Source organism: Pseudomonas sp. S11P7, assembly GCF_023195435.1.
Classification (GTDB): Bacteria; Pseudomonadota; Gammaproteobacteria; order Pseudomonadales; family Pseudomonadaceae; genus Aquipseudomonas; species Aquipseudomonas fluorescens_G.
Genome location: NZ_JALPKS020000002.1, coordinates 1,832,351 through 1,845,635, shown reverse-complemented (window position 1 = coordinate 1,845,635; position 13,285 = coordinate 1,832,351). Strand labels below are relative to the sequence as shown.

Genomic DNA, 13,285 nt, shown 5'->3' with positions numbered 1-13,285 from the left:
AGTCGCGCGGATCACGTTGCTCCCTTGTCCCGGAACCGTGAAAGGCGGCTATTAAATCACGTTTGCTGGTGTTGCTCAGCAGGTTCGATGGATGGTGGCTGAAATGAGCCTGCTGGTGATTATTCCGGGTATACAGAAATTCTGTGGGAGCTGGCTTGCCAGCGATTGGATGGCATATCCAACATCCCTTTTGCCGAAAGACCGCTATCGCTGGCAAGCCAGCTCCCACAGGGACATCAGTGCTTTTGCATAAGTGAAACCGGCGGGGTTTGGGGCCGCCGCCGGTGAGGTCAATCAAACGCCGAAGCGGTCACGCAGCGAGTAGTAGACGGCGCCGAGGGCGGTCAGCGGTGCGGAGAAGGTGCGGCCGCCGAGCATCGGCATGTGCGGCAGCGAGGCGAAGGCGTCGAAGCGTTCGGCGTCGCCGCGGATCATTTCCGAGATCAGTTTGCCCGCCAGGTGCGAGCAGGTGACGCCGTGGCCGCTGTAGCCTTGCATGTAATAGGCGTTTTTCTCGATGCGGCCGAATTGCGGCATGCGCGACATGGTCAGCAGGAAATTGCCGGTCCAGCGGTAGTCGATCTTCACGTCCTTGAGCTGCGGGAAGGTCTTGAGGATCTTCGGGCGGATCAGTTGTTCTATGTCGTCCGGCTCGCGCGCGCCGTAGACCACGCCGCCGCCGTAAAGCAGACGGTTGTCGGCGGTGAGGCGGTAGTAATCAAGCAGATAATTGCAGTCCTCGACGCAGTAGTTGTTGGTGATCAGACTGCGCGCCTGCTGCTCGGTCAACGGTTCGGTGACGACGATCTGCGAGCCGCACGGCATGCTTTTCGCGGTCACGCGGTTGTCGAGGCCTTGTGGCAGGTAGGCGTTGCCGGCGATCAGCAGGTACTTGGCGCGGACCTGGCCTTTGGCGGTGCGCACGATGTTTGGCTCGCCGTACTTGATTTCCACCGCAGCCGATTGCTCGTAGATCTTGCCGCCCAAGCGCACGATCGCTGCCGCTTCTCCGAGCGCCAGGTTCAGCGGGTGAATGTGCCCGCCCTGCATGTCCAGCAGCCCGCCGACATAGGCGTCGGAGCCAACTTCGCGACGAATGTCAGCGGCGTCGAGCATCTTCAGATGTTGGTTGCCGTAACGCTCCCAGCTGCGCTTTTGCTCGGCCAGGCCATTGAGTTGTTTCTTGTTCAGCGCCGCGAAAATACCGCCCGGGCGGTAGTCGCACTGGATGTCGTAATCCTTGATGCGCGAACGGATGATATCCGCGCCTTCGAAGATCATGCTGCCGAGAATTTCCGCAGTCTTGTCACCGTAGCGCGCTTCGATCACATCGACGTCGCGGCTGTAGGAGTTGACCAGTTGTCCGCCGTTGCGACCGCTGGCGCCGTAGCCGACTTTCGCCGCTTCGAGCACGGTCACTTTGTAGCCCGCTTCAGTCAGGAACAGTGCCGAGGACAAGCCGGTATAACCGGCGCCGATGATGCAGACGTCGCACTCGACCGACTCTTCGAGGGTCGGGAAGTCGATGACTTCGTTGCGGGTGGCGGCGTAGTAGCTGTTGACGTGTTGCTGTTTCATAAATTTCTCCGATGGCCGCCAGACGCTGGCGACCGCCGCTGTAAAAGAATTAGAGCTTGATCCAGGTTGCTTTCAGCTCGGTGTACTTGTCGAACGCGTGCAGCGATTTGTCGCGACCGTTGCCCGACTGCTTGAAGCCACCGAACGGTGCAGTCATGTCGCCGCCGTCGTACTGGTTGACCCAGACGCTGCCGGCACGCAAGCCACGGGCGAAGGTGTGCGCCTTGCTGAGGTTGCTGGTCCAGACGCCGGCGGCGAGGCCGAAGATGCTGTCGTTGGCGATCTGCAGCGCCTCTTCGGCGCTGTCGAAGGTGATCAGCGACAGCACCGGGCCGAAGATTTCTTCCTGGGCGATGGTCATCGCGTTGGTCACGCCGTCGAAGATCGCCGGTTGCACATAGAGGCCGCCGGTTTCTTCGAGGGTGCGCTGGCCGCCGGCGATCAGCTCGGCGCCCTGCTCGCGACCGATGCTGATGTAGCGCAGCACGTTGTCGAGTTGACGCTGATCGACCACGGCGCCGACGGTGGTCGCCGGATCGAGGGCATGCCCCGGTTTCCACGCTTGCAACGCTTCCACCAGCAGCGGAATGAACTGCTCGCGGATCGAACGCTCGACCAGCAGGCGCGAACCGGCCGTGCACACTTCGCCCTGGTTGAAGGCGATGGCGCTGGCCGCCGCTTCGGCTGCCGCGCGCAAGTCCGGGGCGTCGGCAAACACCACGTTCGGGCTCTTGCCGCCGGCTTCGAGCCAGACGCGTTTCATGTTGCTTTGCCCGGCGTAAATCATCAGCTGCTTGGCGATCGCCGTGGAGCCGGTGAAGGCCAGCACGTCGACGTCCATGTGCAGCGCCAGCGCCTTGCCGACGGTGTGGCCAAAGCCTGGCAGCACGTTGAACACGCCTTTCGGAATGCCGGCATCCAGCGCCAACTGGGCGATGCGAATCGCCGTCAGCGGGGATTTTTCCGACGGTTTGAGAATGAACGAGTTGCCCGCCGCGAGCGCCGGGGCGAATTTCCAGCTGGCCATGATCAGCGGGAAATTCCACGGCACGATGGCCGCGACCACACCGGATGGCTCGCGGGTGACCAGGCCGAGCTGGTCGTGCGGGGTGGCGGCGACTTCGTCGTAGATCTTGTCGATCGCCTCGGCACTCCAGCGGATCGCGTTGGCGGCCGCGGGGATGTCGATGCTCATCGAGTCGCTGATCGGCTTGCCCATGTCGAGGGTTTCCAGCAGCGCCAGTTCTTCCTGGTTCTGCAGGATCAGATCGGCGAAGCGGATCAGGATGCGCTTGCGCTCGGCCGGGGCTTTTTTCGCCCACACGCCGGAATTGAAAGACTGACGCGCGGCCTCGACGGCGAGGTTGGCGTCGGCTTCATCGGTGCTGGCGACGGCGGCGAGAAAACGGCCGTCGACCGGGCTCAGGCATTCGAATGTTTCGCCGCTGATGGCCGGGCGGTATTCACCGTTGATGAAGGCGCGGGCTTCGAGGGTCAGGGACTGGAAGCGTTGTTCCCAGTCGTTGCGGGTTTTGGTCATTGTTTTGGCTCGACGAGGGGGATTAGGGGGTGGTCTGGTTTCTGTGTCTGGCTTGAGAGGGCTGCCCTCACCCTAGCCCTCTCCCGGGGGGAGAGGGGACCGATTGGGGGATGCTCAAAATCTGCGCCGACCTGAACGACCGAGTCGAATATGGATTCGGCAAAAATCGTTCAGGTTGGCGGATGGTCCGAGCATCCCCCGATCAGTCCCCTCCCTCCCTGGGAGAGGGTTAGGGTGAGGGGCTTTTGATCTTCAGACCGTATGCAGATACCAGTTGTACTCAAGGTCAGAAATCGAGTTCTCGAACTCCGCCAGTTCGCTTTCCTTGCACGCGACAAACACATCGATGTACATCGGGTCGATATAGCGCGCCATGACCTCGCTGTCGTCCAGCTCACGCAGGGCATCACGCAAGTTGTTCGGCAGGCTCTGTTCGTTCTGCTCGTAGCTGTTGCCTTCGACCGGGGCGCCCGGTTCGATCTGGTTGGTCAGGCCGTGGTGAATACCCGCGAGCACCGAGGCCATCAGCAGGTACGGGTTGGCATCGGCGCCGGCGACGCGGTGCTCGATGCGCACGGCGTCGGCGGAACCGGTCGGCACGCGCACGGCGACGGTGCGGTTGTCGATGCCCCAGCTCGGCGAGTTCGGCACATAGAACTGTGCGCCGAAGCGGCGGTACGAGTTGACGTTCGGGCAAAGGAAAGCCATTTGCGCCGGCAGGGTCTCGAGCACACCGCCGATCGCGTGACGCAGTGCGGCGTTCTGCTCGGGATCCTCGCTGGCGAAGATGTTGTTGCCTTCTTTGTCCAGAATCGAAATGTGCACGTGCAGACCGTTGCCGGCCTGACCCGGATACGGCTTGGCCATGAAGGTGGTGTCCATCTCATGGTCGTAGGCGATGTTCTTCACCAGACGCTTGAGCAGCACCGCGTAGTCGCAGGCCTTGATCGGGTCGGAGACGTGATGCAGGTTGACTTCGAATTGCGCCGGGGCGCTTTCCTTGACGATGGCGTCAGCCGGGATGCCCTGCTCTTTCGCGCCTTCGAGGATGTCTTGCAGGCAATCGACGTATTCGTCGAGATCGTCGATCAGGTAGACCTGGGTCGACACCGGACGCTTGCCGGACACCGGCGAACGTGGCGACTGCGGACGGCCGTTCACGTTGTCCTGGTCGATCAGATAGAACTCCAGTTCAAACGCCGCGCAAATGGTCAGGCCCATGTCGTCGAACTTGCGCACGACATTGGCCAGCACTTCACGCGGGTCGGCGAAAAACGGTTGGCCTTCGATCTCGTGCATGGTCATCAGCAGTTGTGCAGTCGGGCGCTTTTGCCAAGGCTCGATGCTCAGGGTGCCGGGAATCGGGTAGCAGATGCGGTCAGCATCACCGATGTCCAGACCCAGCCCGGTGCTTTCCACCGTGGAGCCGTTGATGTCCAGCGCGAAAAGCGAGGCCGGCAGGTTGATGCCTTTTTCGTACACCTTATGAAGACTGGTGCGTTCGATGCGCTTGCCGCGCACCACACCGTTCATATCCGCAATCAGAAGGTCGACGTACAAAACCTCAGGATATTTCTTAAGGAATGCGTTGGCTTCGTTGAGTTGAACGGTACGCAGAGGGACCGACATGATGCACCTATTTAGCTGTTAATTATTATGTTCACTACCTTGTCACGCAGCCAGTCAATCCGAAAGGCAAAGTGAAGTCAATAGCGAACACAGCGCCCCGCAGCCTTTATTTTTCGGGCTTTTTTTAACACTCTCGTGGCAAAGCAGGCCCCAGAGCAGCGAAAACGTTACCGATTGGATGAGCGGCGTTTAGAATTTTTTACATGGCAGTTGTTAATTAAAATCAACGAGGCTAAGCTCCGGAAAAGCTCGTTCAAGTGTCAGACTTCGAGGTGAATAAAAATGGCATTCAAGCCATTGATCGGCGTTACTGCGTGCGTCAAACAGATTGGCCTGCACCCCTATCACATCAGCGGCGACAAATATGTTCGCGCTGTCAGCGTTGGCGCTGAAGGGTTGCCGGTGGTCATTCCTTCCCTTGGCAGCCTGACCGAAATCGACGACCTGCTCGGTCAGCTCGACGGTCTGCTGCTGACCGGCTCGCCGTCGAACGTGGAACCTTTCCACTATCAAGGCCCGGCCAGCGCCCCCGGTACGGATCACGATCCGGCGCGGGACGCCACCACCCTTCCTCTATTACGTGCAGCCATCGCCGCGGGCGTTCCAGTGCTGGGCATTTGCCGTGGCTTTCAGGAAATGAACGTGGCGTTTGGCGGCAGCCTGCATCAGAAGGTGCATGAGCTGCCGGGCATGCTCGACCACCGCGAAGCCGACAGCCCGGATGCGGCCGTGCAATACGCACCGGCCCACGCGGTGACCGTGCTCGCGGGCGGCGTGTTCGAAGCGCTCGAGCTGCCGGGTGAGTTTCAGGTCAACTCGATTCACAGCCAGGGCATCGACCGCCTCGCGCCCGGCCTGCGCGCCGAAGCCGTGGCGCCGGATGGCTTGATCGAGGCGATCTCGGTCGAGCACAGCCCGACCTTCGCCCTCGGCGTGCAGTGGCACCCGGAATGGCAAGTACTGGACAACCCGAACTACCTGAAGATTTTCCAGGCGTTCGGCGCGGCCTGCCGACAACGGGCGGCGCGACGCAACCAGCGCTGACACCCCCCAGATACACCTAACGATTTACTGCCCCCATGGCGGTCGGGAGCGCTTGCGCGCATCCGGCAGCCGTGTACAGCAACACCCGTGATAACAACAAGTACGACCCAGGCAGCCAGGACGGCGGCGCCGAACAAGCCGGACCGGTTTGAGCAATACCCGTCAGATCAACGCGAAACCTTGTGGGAGCTGGCTTGCCAGCGATGAGGCCGTCACCTGCAACATCTGTGGTGACTGACCCACCGCCATCGCTGGCAAGCCAGCTCCCACAGGGGAAGGTGATTCGACAAGTGATGCTCATGCAGCTCCGCAATCCACTTAAGCCCGGCCACATTGGCCAGGCAAACGAAACCTGTTGGGAGTTTCACATGGCAAACGCCTCCAGCACTTACAGGAAGGCACTTGAAGGTCATCAGCAACCGAAAAAGGTGTTGGTGAAAGTCGATCGTGTCACCAAGAAGTTCGATGAAACCGTGGCCGTGGACGATGTGTCCCTGGAGATCCATCAGGGCGAAATCTTCGCGCTGCTGGGGGGCTCGGGTTCGGGCAAATCGACCCTGTTGCGCATGCTCGCCGGTTTCGAGCGCCCGACTGAAGGGCGGATTCTGCTCGATGGCGTGGACATCACCGACATGCCGCCGTACGAGCGGCCGATCAACATGATGTTCCAGTCCTACGCGCTGTTCCCGCACATGACCGTCGCGCAGAACATCGCCTTCGGCCTCAAGCAGGACCGTTTGCCCGCCAGCGAAATCGATGCCCGCGTCGAAGAAATGCTGCGCCTTGTACACATGACCCAATACGCCAAGCGCCGCCCGCACCAGTTGTCCGGCGGCCAGCGCCAACGCGTCGCCCTCGCCCGCTCGCTGGCCAAGCGCCCGAAGCTGTTGCTGCTCGACGAGCCGATGGGTGCGCTGGATAAAAAGCTGCGCTCGCAGATGCAACTGGAGCTGGTCGAGATCATCGAACGCGTCGGCGTGACCTGCGTGATGGTGACTCACGATCAGGAAGAAGCCATGACCATGGCCGAGCGCATCGCGATCATGCACCTGGGCTGGATCGCCCAGATCGGCAGCCCGGTCGACATCTATGAAGCGCCGGTCAGCCGCATGGTCTGTGAATTCATCGGCAACGTGAACGCCTTCGATGGCACCGTGGTGGAAGATCTGGAAGGCCACGCGATCATTCACAGCCCGGATCTGCAGCAGAAGATCTACGTCGGTCACGGCGTCAGCACCTCGGTGCAGGACAAGTCGATCACCTACGCGATTCGCCCGGAAAAAATGCTCGTCAGCACCACCCAACCGGAGGGCCGCTACAACTGGTCCGAAGGCAAGGTGCATGACATCGCCTACCTCGGCGGCCACTCGGTGTTCTACGTCGAATTGCCCGGCGGCAAGATCGTCCAGTCGTTCATGGCCAACGCCGAACGCCGTGGCGCACGGCCGACCTGGGACGACAAGGTCTACGTCTGGTGGGAAGACGACAGCGGCGTGGTGCTGCGCTCATGAGAACCTTCAATCAGCAATTCCTGCGCCTGGTGCCCAGCGGGCGAAAACTGGTGATCGGCATTCCGTTCATCTGGCTGTTCCTGTTCTTCATGCTGCCGTTTTTTCTGGTGATGAAGATCAGCTTCTCCGAAGCCGCGCTGGCGATCCCGCCGTACTCGGAGATCTACACCTACGCCGAACAGAAATTCCAGCTGCTGCTGAACATCGGCAACTACACCCTGCTCGGCGAAGACGATCTGTACCTGTCGGCCTACCTCGGTTCGCTGAAGGTCGCCGCGCTGAGCACCGTGATGTGTCTGCTGATCGGTTTCCCGATGGCTTACGCGATCACCAAAACCGGCAAGGAAACGCAAAACGTCCTGCTGCTGTTGATCATGATGCCGACCTGGACGGCGATCCTGATCCGCGTATACGCGTGGATGGGCATTCTCAGCAACAACGGTTTGCTCAACGCGTTTCTGATGTGGACCGGGCTGACCGATCAGCCGATCGAGATCCTCAACACCAACACCGCGGTGTATATCGGTGTGGTCTACGCGTATCTGCCGTTCATGGTATTGCCGCTGTACGCCAACCTGGTCAAGCACGACAACAGCCTGCTCGAAGCCGCGCAGGATCTGGGTTCGAGCAACTTCAACAACTTCTGGAAAATCACCGTGCCGCTGGCCAAGAACGGGATCATTGCCGGCTGCATGCTGGTGTTCATTCCAGTGGTCGGTGAGTTCGTGATTCCGGAGCTGTTGGGCGGCCCGGAGACGCTGATGATCGGCCGCGTGCTGTGGCAAGAGTTCTTCAATAACCGCGACTGGCCGGTGGCGTCTGCGCTGGCGGTGGTAATGCTGTTGATCCTGATTGTGCCGATTCTGCTGTTCAACCGCAGCCAGGCCAAAGAGATGGAGGCACGGGGATGAAACGCTTCAATTTTTCCAAGTTCATGCTGATCTTCGGCCTGATGTTCATTTATCTGCCGATGCTGATTCTGGTGATCTACTCGTTCAACGCCTCCAAATTGGTGACGGTGTGGGGTGGCTGGTCGGTGAAGTGGTACGTCGGCCTGCTCGACAACACGCAATTGATGGGCTCGGTGCTGCGCTCGCTGGAAATCGCCTGCTACACCGCGATTGCTGCGGTCGCACTGGGCACCCTCGCCGCCTTCGTTCTGACGCGGGTGACGCGCTTCAAGGGCCGCACGCTGTTTGGCGGTCTGGTCACCGCGCCGTTGGTGATGCCGGAAGTGATCACCGGTCTGTCGCTGTTGCTGCTGTTCGTGGCGATGGCGCAACTGATCGGCTGGCCGCAGGAGCGTGGCATCGTGACGATCTGGATCGCCCACACCACGTTTTGTGCAGCCTATGTGGCGGTGGTAGTCTCCGCGCGCCTTCGCGAGCTGGACCTGTCGATCGAAGAAGCGGCGATGGATCTCGGTGCGAAGCCGTTCAAGGTGTTTTTCCTGATCACCATCCCGATGATCGCGCCGTCGCTGGCGGCGGGCGGGATGATGTCGTTTGCCTTGTCGCTGGATGACCTGGTATTGGCGAGCTTTGTGTCTGGGCCCGGCTCCACGACGCTGCCGATGGAAGTGTTCTCGGCGGTGCGTCTGGGTGTGAAGCCTGAGATCAACGCCGTGGCCAGCCTGATTCTACTGGCGGTGTCGCTGGTGACCTTCCTTGTCTGGTACTTCGGTCGCAAGGCAGAAGCCAACCGCAAGCGGGCGATTCAGGAAGCGATGGATCAGACCGCCAACGAAGCATGGCAGCCGCAACGTGCGGCGACTGCCTGATCCGCATCACTCGCGAGTTTGCGCAAATGTTGTCCGGCCCCTCGGTCAGTCCCCTCTCCGCCGGGAGAGGGTCAGGGTGAGGGGCCTTTGCTTGAAGTGAATAAAAAGAAGGGAGTTGTACCGATGAAAATGTTTGGCAGGACTCTGCTGACACTGTCCTTGATGGGCGCAATGATCATGGGCGCCCAGGCCAACGATAAGGTGCTGCGGGTTTACAACTGGTCCGATTACATTGCCCCGGACACCGTGAAGAAGTTCGAAGACGAAACCGGTATCCGCGTGACCTACGACGTCTTCGACAGCAACGAAACCCTTGAGGCACGTTTGCTGGCGGGCAAATCCGGTTACGACCTGGTGGTGCCGTCGAACAGTTTTCTGGCCAAGCAGATCAAGGCCGGCGTCTATCAACCGCTGGACAAAACCAAGCTGCCGAACTGGAAGAACCTCAACCCGGTGCTGCTGAAAAACGCCTCCGCCAGCGATCCGGACAACGCCCACGCGTTCCCGTACATGTGGGGCTCGATCGGCATCGGTTTTAATCCGGCCAAGGTCAAGGAAGTGCTCGGTGCCGACGCGCCGACCAACTCGTGGGACTTGCTGTTCAAACCCGAGAACGCGGAAAAGCTCAAGGCTTGCGGCATCAGTTTCCTCGATTCGCCGACCGAGATGATCCCGGCTGCCCTGCACTATCTGGGCTACCCGGTGAACGACAGGGACACCGCGCACATCAAGGAAGCCGAGGCGCTGTTCATGAAAATCCGCCCGAACGTGGCGTATTTCCATTCCTCGAAATACATCTCCGACCTGGCCAACGGCAACATCTGCGTGGCGGTCGGTTACTCCGGTGACGTCCTCCAGGCCAAGGCCCGCGCGGTGGAATCAGGTAACAACGTGGTGATCGACTACAGCATCCCCAAGGAAGGTGCCGGCAGCTTCTACGACATGGTCGCCATCCCGCGTGATGCGGCGAACGTCGAGAATGCTTACCGGTTCATGGACTTCTTGATGCGCCCGGAGATCATCGCCGAAATCACCAACAGCAACGGCTACAGCAATGCCAACGCCGCCGCAACGCCACTGGTGGACGAAGCGATCCGCAACGACCCCGGCTCCTACCCGTCGCAAGCGGTGATGGCCACGCTGTACGCGGTGCCGGATCAACCGATCGCCACCCAGCGGATCATGACGCGCGGCTGGACCCGAGTAAAACTCGGTAGATAACCACGCCAGTCAACACTGATAAACCCTGTGGGAGCTGGCTTGCCAGCGATGGCGGTGGGTCAGACAACGATGACGCTAGATGTGCTGGCCCTATCGCTGGCAAGCCAGCTCCCACAGGTTTTGCGATCGAATTCGGTAATTGATCGTTCCCACGCACAGCAAAGGAATGCAGCCCGGGACGCTCCGCGTCCCATTCCACGGCGCACACAAAGCGTCCATTGAGGCATTCCCCGCACAGGGTGGGAACGATTTGCGCAACCCTTTCCGTTCACGCAGCGCCTTACCACCGCTGCCCCTGCTCTGAACGGCCTCACCTAGCTTCCTCGGTTCAGGTGAATTTCAGGCGCCCTCGGGCGCCTTTTTTTGCCATCAGATCAGCGGCCAGTCCTGAATAATCCGATAGCGGCCCTTGTGCGATTCGAACAGGGCGAAGCGTTCGGCGCGCAGGAAGAATTCCGGCGGTGTGCCGGCCTCAGGCTCAGGTGCGCGAAATTCCCGGGCCAGGGTCAGGTGCGGGCGAAATTCGCGCGGCGCCTCTTCAAAACCGAACGGCAACATGGCTTGTTCCAGTGCGTAGACCAGACGCAACAATGCCGGCGGCGCTTGTTCCGGCGCCAGCGACAAGACCCCGGCACGGTGCCACACCTGCAGGCGATCCAGAGCAATCCTTAACGCAGCGCCCGGCGTGCGCACCTGGGCCGCGGCTTCGCAGACAGGCTGAATCTGCGCCAACGGCACGGCGCCGAGGAACAGCAGGGTCAGATGAAAATTATCCGCCGGCACCGGTTTGCCGGTGCGCAGGCGCAATTCACTGCGCCATTGCGCGATTGCCTTGCGCTGCGCCGGCGGGCAGTCCAAGGCGAAAAACAGCCGCTTGAACGGCTCATCCCTGCGCACTTCATCGATCATGGTCCCTGCCCCCTTGGCTCACTGTCAGCGGTCGATTTTACACAGCCTGTTCTGACGACCGGTGACAGGCGGCTATAGTTCAAGGATCGCTATCAACCGGAGGCAGCCATGCGCGAGATCCTCAGCAAAGAACCGTGGTGGGCCCGGCCACCGCAACCCGGGCAAGATGAAAGCCAGCTGGAATGGGGCTGGCTGGTGATTTACTCCGACGGTGAGGCACGCTTTGAATTCGTCCGCGAACGCCCGACCGATGAACAGATCCGCCAGCGCAAAGGCTGCCGCATCGCCCCGTCACCCGAGTGAACACAGCCAGTCAACACTAACCCTGTGGGAGCGAGCCTGCTCGCGAATGCGGTGGGTCAATCAACAAGGATTTTTCTGATCGGGCGCCTTCGCGAGCAGGCTCGCTCCCACAATGGTCCTGCAGGCACTCAGGATTCGAGGAGGTTCTTGAAACCGCCAAAAATCATCCGCTGCCCATCGAAACCCATCGGGTTGACGTCCGGCTGCATGCGCGGGTCTTCCATCATTTTCGCCATGCCGGCGTCGCGAGTAGCCTTGTCCGGCCAGATCAGCCAGCCGGACGATACGGTCTCGCCGTCCTTGAGTTTGACCGCCATGGGGAACGAGGTGAGCTTGCCTTCCGGGACGTCGTCGCCCCAACACTGCATCACCTCCGTGGCGCCGTATTCCTTGAACAGCCGCGCGGCGATTTCACAATGTTTTTTGTACTGCTCGTGATTGGCGTTCGGCACCGGCGCCACGAAAATATCGATGTAAGCCATGATCATTCTCCTTGCAGATTGGGTTCGAGCTGCTGACTGGTCGCTTGCGGCGGTTGCCATTCGACACGATTCACGCCCAGCCCGACCGGCGGCTCATCGCCGCCACCCAGATAACGCTCGACCTGCCCGGCCATGTGCAGTGTGCCGGCCATCACCCCGGTGGTCGGGTTTTGCACCAGCGTCAGCCAGGCCTTGTCGAAGGTCCCGCCCAGACTGCTGCGGATCAGCGCTTCGCTGTCGGGACGGTCATTGGCCTGGATGATCGCGCGAATTCCCGCCACGCCCACCGAGATCAATCCACCCGCGAGTTTCCCGGCCGCCGCGGCAACCGCACTGGCAGCACCGCGCGGGGCCATTTCCGCCTCCATGCGCTGACTCGCGCGTTTGGCCACCGGCGCCATCGCCGCCTCGGTCGAGGCGATGCCTTTGGCGCCGCCGTCGGTGTGGATCTTGTCGATCAGCGCGGCATACGCCGGCAAAGTATTCAGCGACTCAGTGCTGATGACCTGAAACAACGAGGCATCGCGCGCCGGCGGCGGGCCGAGGGCGATGGCCGGAACTTTCTGCAAGCGCCCGTTGAGCTGCGCGACCGGCACCCCGTGGCGCTGGGCGATCAACGGCATCTGCTGCGCCATCAATTGCGCATAGAACGCGGTGGCCTGGGCGAGAATCGTGTCCGGGTCGATCTCCACCGCCACCGGCGCCAGCACCCGTTCCTGATATTGCTCAAGCAGATACGCCGCCAGACGCTTGGCCGAGGCGTCCTGCTCGCCGCCGGCATTGATCGTGTACCAGCTGACTTTCATCGACAGCCATTCCTGGGTCCAGTAGCTGCTGAACCACGGAATGAAATTTTCTTCAGTTTGCTGATAGACCCGAGTGCGCCAATGTTCCATCGAGCCACGGGCGAACAGCTTGACCTGCGCGGTGGCCTGTTGCGACGCGCTGACGATTTCCCGGTCGATCTGCTGCCAGGTGGCCGGTGACACCACCACGGCGCGCGGCGCAATCACCGGCGCCCGCACCGAGCTGGCGCAGCCGGTCAGGATGAGCAGTGCGGCGATCAGCAGCGCACGCGGGTTCACGGTGCTGGTTCCTTGGATGAACGGGGGCGGATTTGAGTATAGGTGGGTCAGTGAATATTGAGGGTGGCTGCACCGGCCTCATCGCTGGCAAGCCAGCTCCCACAGGTTTGTGGTCTGCATACAAAACCTGCGGTCGCTGGAACCTCTGTTGGGAGTTGGCTTGCCAGCCCCCACAGGTTTGTGGTCTGCATACAAAACCTGCG

General features: G+C 60.9%; 12 protein-coding genes. 6 read left to right on the top strand and 6 right to left on the bottom strand.

Translation table 11 applies throughout. The features are described 5' to 3' along the window. Positions 1-294: 294 nt before the first annotated feature. The 3 genes from M0746_RS08545 to M0746_RS08535 form a co-directional block, all read right to left on the bottom strand. Complete coding sequence (locus tag M0746_RS08545) at positions 295-1,578, bottom strand: NAD(P)/FAD-dependent oxidoreductase (RefSeq protein ID WP_258448805.1); 1,284 nt, start codon at positions 1,576-1,578, stop codon at positions 295-297. A gap of 49 nt (positions 1,579-1,627) precedes the next feature. Next, positions 1,628-3,118, bottom strand: a complete 1,491-nt coding sequence (locus tag M0746_RS08540; RefSeq protein ID WP_258448804.1) for an aldehyde dehydrogenase — start codon at positions 3,116-3,118, stop codon at positions 1,628-1,630. A 252-nt stretch (positions 3,119-3,370) separates the two neighbouring features. Next, the gene (locus M0746_RS08535; RefSeq protein ID WP_039763287.1) at positions 3,371-4,747 is read right to left on the bottom strand and encodes a glutamine synthetase family protein; all 1,377 of its coding nucleotides are present in this window, start codon (positions 4,745-4,747) and stop codon (positions 3,371-3,373) included. 282 nt (positions 4,748-5,029) lie between these two features. Between M0746_RS08535 and M0746_RS08530 the strand changes: the two genes are divergently transcribed. From M0746_RS08530 to M0746_RS08510, 5 genes are all read left to right on the top strand, one after another. Next, on the top strand, positions 5,030-5,791 hold the full coding sequence (locus tag M0746_RS08530) for a gamma-glutamyl-gamma-aminobutyrate hydrolase family protein (RefSeq protein ID WP_258448803.1): 762 nt from the start codon (positions 5,030-5,032) through the stop codon (positions 5,789-5,791). A gap of 368 nt (positions 5,792-6,159) precedes the next feature. After that, entirely contained in the window at positions 6,160-7,302 is a 1,143-nt protein-coding gene (locus M0746_RS08525; RefSeq protein ID WP_093102369.1) for an ABC transporter ATP-binding protein, read from the top strand. A 29-nt stretch (positions 7,303-7,331) separates the two neighbouring features. Further along, positions 7,332-8,213 (top strand): ABC transporter permease subunit, encoded by an 882-nt coding sequence (locus M0746_RS08520; RefSeq protein ID WP_425516445.1) that lies wholly within the window; start codon positions 7,332-7,334, stop codon positions 8,211-8,213. Beyond that, complete coding sequence (locus M0746_RS08515) at positions 8,210-9,082, top strand: ABC transporter permease subunit (RefSeq protein WP_090282857.1); 873 nt, start codon at positions 8,210-8,212, stop codon at positions 9,080-9,082. The genes M0746_RS08520 and M0746_RS08515 overlap by 4 nt, the downstream gene beginning before the upstream one ends. A 123-nt stretch (positions 9,083-9,205) precedes the next feature. Further along, on the top strand, positions 9,206-10,303 hold the full coding sequence (locus tag M0746_RS08510; RefSeq protein ID WP_258448802.1) for a polyamine ABC transporter substrate-binding protein: 1,098 nt from the start codon (positions 9,206-9,208) through the stop codon (positions 10,301-10,303). Positions 10,304-10,672: 369 nt separating this feature from the next. Here M0746_RS08510 and thpR read toward each other — a convergent pair whose 3' ends face one another. After that, positions 10,673-11,212: an RNA 2',3'-cyclic phosphodiesterase gene (gene thpR / locus M0746_RS08505; protein ID WP_258448801.1), complete on the bottom strand. Its 540-nt coding sequence runs from the start codon at positions 11,210-11,212 to the stop codon at positions 10,673-10,675. Between the two features lie 108 nt (positions 11,213-11,320). Here thpR and M0746_RS08500 point away from each other — a divergent pair, with 108 nt between their 5' ends. Further along, complete coding sequence (locus tag M0746_RS08500) at positions 11,321-11,515, top strand: hypothetical protein (RefSeq protein WP_258448800.1); 195 nt, start codon at positions 11,321-11,323, stop codon at positions 11,513-11,515. Between the two features lie 128 nt (positions 11,516-11,643). On the opposite strand, the gene M0746_RS08495 is transcribed toward M0746_RS08500, so the two are convergent. After that, the gene (locus M0746_RS08495) at positions 11,644-11,997 is read right to left on the bottom strand and encodes a DUF1428 domain-containing protein (protein WP_258448799.1); all 354 of its coding nucleotides are present in this window, start codon (positions 11,995-11,997) and stop codon (positions 11,644-11,646) included. Between the two features lie 2 nt (positions 11,998-11,999). Beyond that, positions 12,000-13,082 (bottom strand): hypothetical protein, encoded by a 1,083-nt coding sequence (locus M0746_RS08490; RefSeq protein ID WP_258448798.1) that lies wholly within the window; start codon positions 13,080-13,082, stop codon positions 12,000-12,002. Between the last annotated feature and the right edge of the window lie 203 nt (positions 13,083-13,285).

What these genes read in the sequence shown, in the direction of transcription:
- M0746_RS08510 (WP_258448802.1), top strand. Translation starts at nt 9,206, where the DNA reads ATGAAAATGTTTGGCAGGACTCTGCTGACACTGTCCTTGATGGGCGCA.
- M0746_RS08500 (WP_258448800.1), top strand. Translation starts at nt 11,321, where the DNA reads ATGCGCGAGATCCTCAGCAAAGAACCGTGGTGGGCCCGGCCACCGCAA.
- M0746_RS08535 (WP_039763287.1), bottom strand. Translation starts at nt 4,747, where the DNA reads ATGTCGGTCCCTCTGCGTACCGTTCAACTCAACGAAGCCAACGCATTC.
- M0746_RS08525 (WP_093102369.1), top strand. Translation starts at nt 6,160, where the DNA reads ATGGCAAACGCCTCCAGCACTTACAGGAAGGCACTTGAAGGTCATCAG.
- M0746_RS08515 (WP_090282857.1), top strand. Translation starts at nt 8,210, where the DNA reads ATGAAACGCTTCAATTTTTCCAAGTTCATGCTGATCTTCGGCCTGATG.
- M0746_RS08545 (WP_258448805.1), bottom strand. Translation starts at nt 1,578, where the DNA reads ATGAAACAGCAACACGTCAACAGCTACTACGCCGCCACCCGCAACGAA.
- M0746_RS08540 (WP_258448804.1), bottom strand. Translation starts at nt 3,118, where the DNA reads ATGACCAAAACCCGCAACGACTGGGAACAACGCTTCCAGTCCCTGACC.
- M0746_RS08530 (WP_258448803.1), top strand. Translation starts at nt 5,030, where the DNA reads ATGGCATTCAAGCCATTGATCGGCGTTACTGCGTGCGTCAAACAGATT.
- thpR (WP_258448801.1), bottom strand. Translation starts at nt 11,212, where the DNA reads ATGATCGATGAAGTGCGCAGGGATGAGCCGTTCAAGCGGCTGTTTTTC.
- M0746_RS08495 (WP_258448799.1), bottom strand. Translation starts at nt 11,997, where the DNA reads ATGGCTTACATCGATATTTTCGTGGCGCCGGTGCCGAACGCCAATCAC.